General features: G+C 57.1%; 7 protein-coding genes. 2 read left to right on the forward strand and 5 right to left on the reverse strand.

All coding sequences use genetic code 11. From position 1 onward, the window contains the following. Positions 1–109 precede the first annotated feature (109 nt). Complete coding sequence (gene metH, locus AS136_RS12810) at positions 110–3,793, reverse strand: methionine synthase (RefSeq protein ID WP_023323458.1); 3,684 nt, start codon at positions 3,791–3,793, stop codon at positions 110–112. A gap of 194 nt (positions 3,794–3,987) precedes the next feature. Between metH and iclR the strand changes: the two genes are divergently transcribed. After that, positions 3,988–4,818, forward strand: a complete 831-nt coding sequence (gene iclR, locus AS136_RS12815; protein ID WP_004206826.1) for a glyoxylate bypass operon transcriptional repressor IclR — start codon at positions 3,988–3,990, stop codon at positions 4,816–4,818. Between the two features lie 50 nt (positions 4,819–4,868). Here the strand turns inward: iclR and aceK are convergent, their stop codons facing one another. The 4 genes from aceK to metA all read right to left on the reverse strand — a co-directional run bounded on the left by aceK (position 4,869) and on the right by metA (position 10,931). Continuing rightward, positions 4,869–6,653 carry a bifunctional isocitrate dehydrogenase kinase/phosphatase gene (aceK, locus tag AS136_RS12820; protein WP_023323457.1) on the reverse strand — a complete coding sequence of 595 codons (1,785 nt, stop codon included), beginning with the start codon at positions 6,651–6,653 and terminating at the stop codon, positions 4,869–4,871. A gap of 102 nt (positions 6,654–6,755) precedes the next feature. Continuing rightward, on the reverse strand, positions 6,756–8,060 hold the full coding sequence (gene aceA / locus AS136_RS12825; protein ID WP_012543201.1) for an isocitrate lyase: 1,305 nt from the start codon (positions 8,058–8,060) through the stop codon (positions 6,756–6,758). A 79-nt stretch (positions 8,061–8,139) separates the two neighbouring features. Then, a complete protein-coding gene (gene aceB / locus AS136_RS12830; protein WP_008807330.1) occupies positions 8,140–9,741 on the reverse strand; it encodes a malate synthase A in 1,602 nt (533 codons plus the stop codon). A gap of 260 nt (positions 9,742–10,001) precedes the next feature. Then, positions 10,002–10,931, reverse strand: coding sequence for a homoserine O-acetyltransferase MetA (gene metA, locus AS136_RS12835; protein WP_008807331.1), 930 nt, complete (start codon positions 10,929–10,931; stop codon positions 10,002–10,004). A 156-nt stretch (positions 10,932–11,087) separates the two neighbouring features. On the opposite strand from metA, the gene AS136_RS12840 reads away from it, so the two are divergent. After that, a complete protein-coding gene (locus AS136_RS12840) occupies positions 11,088–11,543 on the forward strand; it encodes an acetyltransferase (RefSeq protein WP_008807332.1) in 456 nt (151 codons plus the stop codon). Positions 11,544–11,803: the final 260 nt, after the last annotated feature.

The following is an 11,803-nucleotide window of genomic DNA, read 5'->3' on the forward strand; positions in this document are numbered from 1 at the left end:
TTATAGGTTTTCCGAAGATCAGGAACCTCTCTCAGTATAAGGGGTTAACCTCAATAAAGAGACAAGGCGCTCACAGAGCGCCTTGTTTGTTGTAAGGAAAGGTGACGATTTAGTCGGCATCATAGCCCAGATTAGGCGCTAACCAGCGCTCGACTTCCGCCGGGGTCATCCCTTTACGCAGCGCGTAGTCTTCGACCTGGTCGCGCTGGATCTGCGCCACGGCGAAGTACTTGCTGTCCGGATGGCTGAAGTACCAGCCGGAAACCGATGCCCCCGGCCACATGGCGAACGATTCGGTCAGCTTCATGCCGGTATGGGCTTCGACGTCCAGCAGCTGCCAGATGGTGCCTTTTTCGGTGTGCTCCGGACAGGCCGGATACCCCGGCGCCGGACGGATCCCCTGGTAATTCTCGCGAATAAGTTCCTCATTGCTGAGGTTCTCATTGGCCGCATACCCCCAGTAGACCTTGCGCACTTTCTCGTGCAGATACTCGGCGAAGGCTTCCGCCAGACGATCGGCGATGGCCTTGATCATGATCTTGTTATAGTCATCATGCTGCGCTTCATAGGCGTCCGCCAGCGCGTCCTCTTCCAGGCCGCCGGTCACGGCAAAGGCGCCGATGTAGTCCGCCTTGCCGCTCAGCTTCGGCGCGACAAAATCGGCGAGGCAGTAGTTCGCGAAGCCGACCTTCTCCGTCTGCTGGCGCAGATGATGGCTCACCATCAGCACGTGGGTGCGGGTTTCATCGCGATAAATTTCAATATCGTCGCCCACGCGGTTGGCCGGGAACAACCCGACCACGCCGCGCGGGTTCAGGGTTTTCTCTGCGCTGAGTTTATCTAACAAATCGTTGGCGTCTTTGAACAGGCGCTGTGCCTCTTCGCCCACCACTTCATCTTCCAGAATCCGCGGGTATTTACCCGCCAGCGACCAGGTCATGAAGAACGGCGTCCAGTCGATGTAGTTGCGCAGCGTCTCGATGCTCGCTTCCACCTCCTGTACCCCCAGGCGATGGGCCACCGGCGGCGTGTAGCTCTCCCAGTCGAAGGCCAGATCGTTTTCCCGCGCGGCGGCCAGGGTCACCGGCGGCGTGCGCGGTTTTTTACGCCCATGCTGGATACGCACGGTCTCATACTCTTTACGCGTGCGGGCGACAAAATCATCGCGCTGCGTATCCGAGAGCAGCGCAGCCACCACCCCGACGGTGCGCGAGGCGTTCTGTACGTAAACGGTCGGGCCACTGTAGTTCTGCTCGATTTTCACCGCCGTATGCGCTTTCGAGGTAGTCGCGCCACCGATCAGCAGCGGGATGGTAAAGCCCTGGCGCTCCATCTCTTTCGCCACGTTAACCATCTCGTCCAGTGACGGAGTAATCAGCCCGGAAAGGCCGATCAGATCCGCATTGACCTCTTTGGCGGTTTTGAGAATTTTATCCGCCGGGACCATCACGCCAAGATCGATAATTTCGTAGTTATTGCACTGCAGCACCACGCCGACGATGTTTTTACCGATGTCGTGAACGTCGCCTTTTACGGTGGCAATCACCATTTTGCCGTTACTGGAGCCCTGTTCTTTGCTGGCTTCGATATAAGGTTCGAGGTAGGCCACCGCCTGTTTCATCACGCGAGCGGATTTCACCACCTGCGGCAGGAACATTTTACCTTCGCCGAACAGGTCGCCGACCACGTTCATGCCGTCCATCAGCGGCCCTTCAATCACCTCAATCGGGCGGGCAGCCTGCTGACGCGCCTCTTCGGTGTCCTGTTCGATAAATTCGGTAATGCCCTTCACCAGCGAATATTCGAGACGCTTTTTCACGTCCCAACTGCGCCATTCCGCCTGCTGAGCATTCGCGCCGTCGTCCGCTTTGCTGCCGCGATATTTTTCCGCCAGCTCAAGTAACCGTTCGGTACTGTCATCGCGGCGGTTAAGGATCACATCTTCGACCGCGTCGCGCAGCTCGCCCGGCAGATCGTCGTAAATCGCCAGCTGGCCGGCGTTGACGATCCCCATATCCATGCCGTTACGGATCGCGTAGTAGAGGAACACGGCGTGGATCGCCTCACGTACCGGGTCATTACCGCGGAACGAGAACGACACGTTGGAGACGCCGCCGGAGATCAGCGCATGCGGCAGCTCGCGTTTGATGTCTTCGCAGGCGCCGATAAAGTCCTGCGCATAGTTATTGTGCTCTTCGATACCGGTCGCTACCGCAAAGATATTGGGATCAAAGATGATATCTTCTGGCGGGAAGCCGACCTCTTCAGTGAGAATTTTGTAAGCGCGACGGCAAATCTCAATTTTGCGTTCGCGGGTGTCGGCCTGGCCCACTTCGTCAAAGGCCATCACCACTACCGCGGCGCCATAACGGCGAACCAGCTTCGCATGGTGGATAAAAGGTTCAACGCCCTCTTTCATCGAAATCGAGTTAACAATGCCTTTGCCCTGAATGCATTTCAAACCCTTTTCAATGACTTCCCACTTGGAGGAGTCGATCATGATCGGCACGCGGGCAATGTCCGGCTCGCCGGCAATCAGGTTGAGGAAGCGCACCATCGCCGCTTCCGCGTCGAGCATCCCCTCATCCATGTTGATATCGATAATCTGCGCGCCGCTTTCGACCTGCTGACGGGCAACGTCCAGCGCTTCGCTGTACTTCTCTTCTTTGATCAAGCGCTTAAATTTCGCCGAGCCGGTGACGTTGGTACGTTCGCCGACGTTAACGAACAGGCTGTCGTCGCCGATGTTCAGCGGCTCCAGGCCGGCGAGGCGGCAGGCCACCGGCAGTTCCGGCAACTGGCGCGGCGGTAAACCGGCCACCGCCCGGCTCATGGCGGCGATATGCTCCGGAGTCGTACCGCAGCAGCCGCCAACGATATTGAGGAAACCGGCTTCCGCCCATTCGCGAATTTGCGTCGCCATGGTGTTGGCATCCAGATCGTATTCACCGAAGGCGTTGGGCAGACCGGCGTTCGGGTGCGCCGTGACGTAGCATTCGGCGATGCGCGACAGCTCCTGGACATACTGCCGCAGTTCGTCCGGCCCGAGGGCGCAGTTCAGACCAAACGATAAGGCTTCGGCGTGACGCAGCGAGTTATAAAAGGCTTCGGTGGTCTGTCCGGAAAGCGTGCGGCCGGACGCATCGGTGATGGTGCCGGAGATCATCAGCGGCAGGTCAACGCCCAGCGCCTCCAGCTCCTCTTTCACCGCATAGATGGCCGCCTTGGCGTTCAGAGTATCAAATACCGTTTCAATCAGGATCAGATCCACGCCACCTTCCACCAGCGCCCGGGTGGATTCGCGATAGGCGGCCACCAGCTGGTCAAAGGTAATATTACGGAACGCCGGATCGTTCACATCAGGCGAGATAGAGGCGGTACGGTTGGTCGGGCCAAGCACGCCCGCGACGTAGCGCGGTTTTTCCGGCGTGCGGGCCGTCCAGGCGTCGGCGCTGGCGCGGGCCAGCTTCGCCGCGGCAAAGTTGATCTCGGCCGACAGGGATTCCATCTGGTAATCCGCCATCGCGATGGTCGTCGAGTTAAAGGTGTTGGTCTCAATGATATCCGCACCGGCCTCGAAGTAGGCGTCGTGGATCTCGCGGATCACCTCGGGCTTGCTGAGCACCAGCAGGTCGTTGTTGCCTTTCAGGTCGCACGGCCAGTCAGCAAAGCGCTCACCGCGAAAGTCCTGCTCACTCAGACGATAGCCCTGGATCATGGTGCCCATGCCCCCATCCAGAACCAGAATACGTTCTTTTAACTGCTGATGCAGTTGCTCAACTTTGCTGCTCACACTTGCTCCCGACAACGCTCAACTCAGGCCAAATAGCCAACAAACCATACTGGCATAAACCACCGGAGCGGAAAAGACAACAACAGGCAATATGAGACATGTTCAGCTTCACTCCTCCGATGAGTCCGGTTGTGATTGCATTATCGCCAAATAAAACGAAAATCATTTCCACGATACAGAAAAAGGAGTCCGCGATGGCCACTACCCCCGTTCCCGCGAAACGCGGCAGAAAACCCGCGGCTGCCACCGCCCAGCAGGCTGGCGGTCAGGTTCAGTCGCTGACCCGCGGCCTGAAATTGCTCGAATGGATTGCCGAGTCTCACAGCAGCGTCGCGCTGACCGAGCTGGCGCAGCAGGCGGGTCTGCCCAACTCCACCACTCACCGCCTGCTGACCACCATGCAGCAGCTGGGTTTCGTCCGCCAGGTCGGCGAGCTGGGCCACTGGGCCGTCGGGGCGCATGCCTTCGTGGTGGGCAGCAGCTTTCTGCAAAGCCGCAATCTGCTGGCGATTGTCCACCCGATCCTGCGCCAGCTGATGGAAGATTCCGGTGAAACGGTGAATCTGGCGGTGCTTGACCAGAGCGACCACCAGGCGATCATTATCGACCAGGTGCAGTGCACCCAGCTGATGCGTATGTCGGCGCCGATCGGCGGTAAACTGCCGATGCACGCCTCCGGCGCCGGGAAGGCGTTTCTCTCGCAATTAAGCGAAGAGCAGGTCACCAGCCTGCTGCACCGTAAAGGGCTGCATGCCTATACGCATGCCACGCTGGTCTCGCCGCTGCATCTGAAGGAAGATTTAGCGCAGACCCGCAAACGGGGCTACTCTTTCGATGACGAGGAGCACGCGCTCGGCCTGCGCTGCGTCGCCGCCTGCATTTATGATGAACATCGCGAACCGTTCGCGGCAATCTCCATCTCCGGGCCGATTTCACGCATGACCGATGACCGGGTGACCGAGCTGGGCGCGCTGGTGATCAAAGCGGCGAAGGAAGTGACGCTGGCGTATGGCGGGGTTAAATAAAAAAATGCCCCACTGGGGCATTTTAAGTAGGCCTGATAAGCGTAGCGCCATCAGGCAGATCGGCGCACCCTGCCGGATGGCGGCGTAAACACCTTATCCGGCCTACTGTCAGCGCCATAGCGCACGCTAAAACGCTGCTTGCGCCGGTAGGCGTAAACATCTTCCACATGGCCGTTTTTAATCCGCGTCTGCAGCTCGCGCCAGTAGTCCGCGCGCAGCAGGTCGGCATGCATCTCCTCAAACAGCGGCCCAACGCGCGGGTCGGCACACAGCCAGTGGCGGAACTCCTCCGGAAACACATCCCCCGGCGAAACGCTGTACCACGGCTCGCTGGCCAGCTCATCTTCCGGATAGCGCGGCGGCGGGATCTGGCGGAAATTTACCTCTGTCATATAGCAAATTTCGTCATAGTCGTAGAACACCACCCGGCCGTGGCGGGTGACGCCGAAGTTTTTAAACAGCATATCGCCGGGAAAGATGTTGGCGGCGGCCAGCTGGCGGATAGCATTGCCATACTCTTCTACCGCATCACGCAATGCCTGGCCGTTAACCTGCTCCAGCCACAGGTTGAGCGGCACCATTCGCCGTTCAATATAGAGATGACTGATGACGATGCGGTCGCCGAGATCGGTGAGTTTGTTCCCCGCTTCCGCCTGCAACAGCGCCAGCAGCGCCGGCGCGATTTGCCGTTTATCCAGCACGAAATTTTCAAATTCCTGGGTATCCGCCATCCGCCCGACGCGGTCGTGTTCCTTTACCAGCTGGTAGCAGGCGCGCACGTGGGCGGCGGTCACCTCTTTCTGCGGCGCGAAGCGGTCTTTGATCACCTTAAACACCCGGTCAAACCCCGGCAGGGTAAACACCAGCATCACCATCCCGCGAATGCCCGGCGCTTCAATAAACTGCTCATCGCAGCGAGTAATGTAGTGTAAATATTCGCGATAGCTTTCGGTTTTGGCGTGCTTCTGACAGCCAATCGCCATGTACAGCTCGGCCGTCGTTTTGCCCGGCAGGATCTCACGCAGCCATTCCACCAGAGCGCCGGGCAACGGCGCATAAACCATAAAATAGGAACGCGCGAAGCCAAAAACGATGCTCGCTTCGGCATGGGTGGTCAGGCAGGTGTCAACAAACAGCTCACCCTCATCGCTGCGGTGGATCGACAGCAAAAAAGGCAGCGTCGCCATCGGCATGACCAGTTTGCCCACCAGCCAGGCAGCTTTATTCCGGTAGAACAGCTCATTGGCGACCTGCAGATGACAGGTGGCGAGCAGTTCCTCCCCCAGCGCCTCCTGCAGACTGGCAATGATATAGCCGATATCCCGCGCTTTGTTCTGCCACGGCAGCCGCAGCGGCAAATCGGACAGTACTTTGCCCAGCAGGTGGGACCAGCCGCGTTCCGGAAAGAAATCTTTCGCCAGCGGTCGCGGTAGGGTGCGAAAGGGGCGCTCGGGCTGCGAACTGAAAATAAAGAGCCGCTCGGGGGTCAGCGAGCGGTGGTCAAACAGTCGGCAGTAGACCGAATTGAAAAAGCTCTCGGCAATTTCAAAGCGAGGGTAATCCGGCAACAGTTGGGTGTACTGCTGTTTCACCCGCAAAAGAAAATCGACGTCGGTACTTTTCCCTTCGGTAATGCAGCGCAGCTGCTCTACCACCAGGCCAACGTGGTGATCGTAGAGATGGATACGCTGCTTCATCGCCTGCTGTACGGCGTGCCAGTCAGCCTGTTCAAAGCGCTGCTGCGCGCCGGAGGTCACCTCCAGGAAACGCCCGTACTGGGCGTCGAATCCCTGTAAAATGGTTTGGGCAATCAGTAGTTCCAGGCCACGCGTCATCGCTTTCCCCCATCCGGCACCACGTCATGCCGGATGGCGCGCTCGCTTATCCGGCCTGCATCCCTTCCCAGGCCCGGTCAGCGTCGCGCCGCCGGGCATGGCTCAAAACTGATCTTCTTCGGTCGAGCCGGTCAGCGCCGTCACCGATGAGGCGCCGCCCTGGATAATGGTAGTGACTTTGTCGAAGTAGCCAGTGCCCACCTCCTGCTGGTGCGAGACGAAGCTATAGCCTTCCGGCGCGGCAGCGAATTCCGGCTGCTGCACTTTCTCAACATAGTGGCGCATCCCCTCACCCTGAGCGTAGGCATGGGCGAGGTCGAACATGTTGAACCACATGCTGTGGATCCCGGCGAGGGTAATAAACTGGTATTTGTATCCCATGTCCGACAGCTGCTGCTGGAAGCTGGCGATGGTTTTATCGTCGAGATTTTTCTTCCAGTTAAACGACGGCGAGCAGTTATAGGCCAGCAATTTGCCCGGGAAACGCGCATGGATAGCCTCAGCAAAGCGGCGCGCCTGCTCAAGATCCGGTTTCGACGTTTCGCACCACACCAGATCCGCATACGGCGCATAAGCCAGCCCGCGACTGATCGCCTGCTCGATCCCGGCGTGGGTGCGGAAGAACCCTTCGCTGGTGCGATCCCCGGTAATAAACTCACGATCGTACGGATCGCAGTCAGAGGTAATTAAATCGGCCGCATCGGCATCGGTACGGGCGATCACCAGCGTCGGGACCCCCATCACGTCGGCTGCCAGACGCGCCGCCACCAGCTTCTGAATCGCCTCCTGGGTCGGGACCAACACTTTACCGCCCATATGACCGCACTTCTTCACTGACGCCAGCTGATCTTCGAAGTGAACCGCCGCTGCACCGGCTTCAATCATCGATTTCATCAGCTCAAAGGCGTTAAGGACGCCGCCAAAACCGGCCTCCGCATCCGCCACGATCGGCAGGAAGTAGTCGATATAACGCGGATCGTTCGGTTCAATCCCGACCGACCACTGGATCTGATCGGCACGACGGAAAGTGTTGTTGATCCGATCCACCACCGCCGGTACCGAGTTGGCCGGATACAGCGATTGATCCGGATACATGCTGGACGCCAGGTTAGCATCCGCCGCCACCTGCCAGCCGGAGAGATAAATGGCTTCGATACCCGCCTTCGCCTGCTGCAAGGCCTGGCCGCCGGTCAGCGCGCCGAGACTGTTGATGTACCCTTTTTTCGCCTCACCGTGCAGCAGACGCCACATTTTCGCCGCGCCAAGCTGCGCCAGCGTGCATTCCGGATTCACCGAGCCGCGTAACTTCACCACCTCTTCCGCGCTGTACGGGCGGGTAATGCCTTCCCAGCGCGGGTTCGTCCACTCTTTATTTAATTCTTCGATTTGTTGGGTACGGGTTTTCATGTGCAGATGCTCCATATAATTTCCTGGCTCCCCAGGCGCATTGGTGAAGGACTAAATGGCGAACCACACCATCTGGCGATCAGGCCAGCAGGCGGTAGCCCGGTAATGTCAGAAAATCAATTAGCTCGTCGGAGGTGGTGATCTGCTCCATCAGTCGCGCCGCATCGTCAAAGCGGCCATGGCTGAAACGGTGCTCTCCCAGCTCCTCCTGAATCACCATCAGCTCTTCCGCCAGCCACTGGCGGAACAGCGCCTTCGTGACCGGGGTGCCGTCGTTCAGGGTTTTCTGATGATGGATCCACTGCCAGATAGAGGTGCGCGAGATCTCGGCCGTCGCGGCGTCTTCCATCAGGCCATAAATCGGGACGCAACCGTTGCCGGAGATCCAGGCTTCGATGTACTGCACCGCCACGCGAATGTTGGCGCGCATCCCGGCTTCCGTGCGCTCGCCCTCGCAGGGGGCCAGCAGCTGTTCGGCGGTAATTGGCGCATCCGCGCTCCGGGTGACCGAGAGCTGATTCGGCTTATCGCCCAGTACGCGGTTAAACACCGCCATAGCGGTATCCGCCAGCCCCGGGTGGGCGATCCAGGTGCCATCGTGACCGTTGTTCGCCTCCAGCTCTTTATCGGCGGTGACTTTGCTCAGCACCTGACGGTTGCGTTCGGCATCTTTGCTCGGGATAAACGCCGCCATGCCGCCCATCGCAAACGCACCGCGTTTGTGGCAGGTCTTAATCAACAACCGTGAGTAGGCGCTGAGGAACGGTTTATCCATCGTCACCACCTGACGGTCAGGCAACACGCGGTCCGGATGGTTTTTCAGCGTTTTGATATAGCTGAAGATGTAGTCCCAACGGCCGCAGTTCAGGCCAACAATATGGTCGCGCAGCGCATGCAGGATCTCATCCATCTGGAACACCGCTGGCAGCGTCTCAATCAGCAGCGTGGCCTTGATGGTGCCGCGCGGCAGGTCAAAGCGATCTTCCGTAAAGCTAAAGACATCGTTCCACCATGCCGCCTCCTGCCAGGCCTGGGTTTTTGGCAGATAGAAGTAGGGACCGCTCCCCTTCGCCAGCAGCGCCTGGTAGTTATGAAAAAAATAGAGCGCAAAATCGAACAGACTGCCGGGGATGGCCTCATTACGCCAGGTGACGTGCTTTTCCGGCAGGTGCAGGCCGCGCACACGGCATACCAGCACAGCGGGATTGGGCTGCAGCTGGTAGATTTTGCCGGCCTCGTTGGTGTAGCTGATGGTCCCGTTCACGGCATCACGCAGGTTAATTTGGCCATCAATGACTTTACGCCAGTCAGGCGCCAGCGAATCCTCAAAGTCCGCCATAAAGACTTTGACGTTGGCATTCATCGCGTTAATGACCATTTTGCGTTCAACGGGACCGGTGATTTCAACACGGCGATCCTGCAAATCCGCCGGGATACCGCGGATGGTCCAGTTTCCATTTCTAATGGAAGCGGTTTCCGAAATAAAGTCAGGAAGTACACCTTGATCAATGGCCTGCTGCTGCTGCTGACGCGCGGCCAGTAGCTTATTACGCGCCGGCGCAAAGCGGCTCACCAGTTCCGTCAGAAATTCTACCGCCTCAGGCGTTAAGATCTGCTTCTCCTGCTCGCCATAGGGCTGACTAAAGGCCAGTTCATCGGTGATTGTCGCCTGCTGCGTCATTGTGCTGTTCCTCTTGGTTGATCCGCTGGAAGCGAGCGAGAGATCGTTGTGTAGTTTTCGCTCAGCACAATTAAGACTACTCAATTAATTTTCAAAATCAAAAACAATTTCCATTTTAATTTTAAAATAGAGTTAACATATTGATAAAAATGGAATTAAAGTTATCATTGAGCATGAAGTGAATTTCGGAAATAAAAAAAGCACCCGAAGGTGCCAGAGGCAAAGTGCTGAAACGCTTTAGGATCGTTTCGTGTAGAGTATTACTCCAGTGTAGGATTCATATGGCGCAGATCGTATGGTGTAATCTGGTAGACATAATAGTTAAGCCAGTTAGCAAACAGCAGATTGCCGTGGCTCCGCCAGGTGGCGCGCGGTTTGTTCTGCGGGTCGTTTTGCGGAAAATAGTTGTAAGGAACCTCTGGATTCAAACCGGCTTCCACATCGCGGAAATATTCGCTTGCCAGGGTATTGGCATCGTACTCCGGGTGGCCGGTAACAAAGGCGATGCGCTTATCTTTGCTGGCAAACAAATACGCATCGCCCTCTTCCGTCTCCGCGAGGATCTCGAGATCGGTGTAGTCGCGGATAAGCCCCGCCGGAAAATCAGCATAGCGTGAGTGCGGGGCCAGGAAAGAGTCGTCGAAACCGCGGGTCAGTAAGGCGTGTGGATGCAGAATATGGTGTTCATAAACGCCAGAAATCTTTTCGGCGCGGGTCTGCTTCGGAATGCCGTACAGAATATTCAGCGCGGCCTGAACCGCCCAACAGACGAACAACGTGGAGGTGACGTGATCCTTCGCCCACTCCAGCACCTGTTTGATCTGTGGCCAGTAAGCAACATCGTTAAACTCAACCAGGCCTAAGGGGGCACCGGTGACAATCAGGCCATCAAAGTTCTGATCGCAGATCTCATCGAAATTGCAGTAAAAGTTATTCAGATGCTCCGCCGGCGTATTACGCGACTCACGCGCATCAATACGCAACAACTGGATGTCCACCTGCAGCGGAGAGTTCGACAGCAGACGCAGGAACTGATTTTCCGTCTCGATTTTCTTCGGCATCAGGTTGAGGATTAACACCTTCAGGGGGCGAATTTCCTGAGTCGTTGCACGTGTTGTCGTCATCACAAAGACGTTTTCATTGCGCAAGAAACTGACGGCTGGTAGCTCGTCCTGCACCCGAATTGGCATAACTGTATTACCTCATAGCATACGTATAAACGTTTAGACATCCAGATAGCTGAAGATAACCAGGAATCGGGTGAATGTCGAGTCTGCATGTTCACGGTGAGAAAATTTCACGGCGCGCATTGAGTTAGAATATAAGAATGAAGAAAAGGAGAAAATATGGTTATTAGCATCCGCCGTTCCCGGCCAGATGAAGGGGATAAACTGATTGCGATATGGTGTCGGTCGGTCGACGCCACGCACGATTTTCTGTCAAAAGCGTATCGAAAGGAGCTGGAGGAGATGGTACGCGCATTTTTACCGGAGGCTCCGCTGTGGGTGGCGGCTAACACCCAGGACCAGCCGATCGCCTTTATGCTGCTTACCGGAGAGCATATGGATGCGCTGTTCGTCGATCCGGATGTCCGCGGCTGTGGCGTGGGGAAATTGCTGATTGAGCATGCGCTGTCGTTAACGCCAAAGCTGACGACGAATGTGAATGAGCAGAATGAACAAGCGGTCGGGTTTTATCAGAGGATGGGTTTTAACGTGACAGGGCGTTCTGAGACGGACGATCTGGGGCAACCGTATCCGTTATTGAATTTGATACATGAGCAGCAGGCTGAAGCAGACTAAGATTGACGTCGCAACTGCTGACTCTTAGACAGGGGCCTCCCCGGAGGCGGTGCTGCGCACCTTGTCCGGGCTACGGATCGTGTAGCCCCGGTAAGCGCAGCGCCACCGGGGAGACATACCCCACACAGCAAAAAACCCCGCACCTTTCGGGACGGGGTTCTTGTTAAAACGCAAAAACAAAAAGCTCAGTCTTTCGACTGAGCTTTCTGCTTTGTTTGATGCCTGGCAGTTCCCTACTCTCACATGGGGAGACCCCACAC

The sequence above is a fragment of the Klebsiella sp. D5A genome, from assembly GCF_001620885.1.
Classification (GTDB): Bacteria; Pseudomonadota; Gammaproteobacteria; order Enterobacterales; family Enterobacteriaceae; genus Klebsiella; species Klebsiella variicola.

Bases quoted from the DNA above. Each gene is read 5' to 3' on its own strand.
- aceA (WP_012543201.1), bottom strand. From the start codon at position 8,060: ATGAAAACCCGTACCCAACAAATCGAAGAATTAAATAAAGAGTGGACG.
- metA (WP_008807331.1), bottom strand. From the start codon at position 10,931: ATGCCAATTCGGGTGCAGGACGAGCTACCAGCCGTCAGTTTCTTGCGC.
- aceB (WP_008807330.1), bottom strand. From the start codon at position 9,741: ATGACGCAGCAGGCGACAATCACCGATGAACTGGCCTTTAGTCAGCCC.
- aceK (WP_023323457.1), bottom strand. From the start codon at position 6,653: ATGACGCGTGGCCTGGAACTACTGATTGCCCAAACCATTTTACAGGGA.
- AS136_RS12840 (WP_008807332.1), top strand. From the start codon at position 11,088: ATGGTTATTAGCATCCGCCGTTCCCGGCCAGATGAAGGGGATAAACTG.
- iclR (WP_004206826.1), top strand. From the start codon at position 3,988: ATGGCCACTACCCCCGTTCCCGCGAAACGCGGCAGAAAACCCGCGGCT.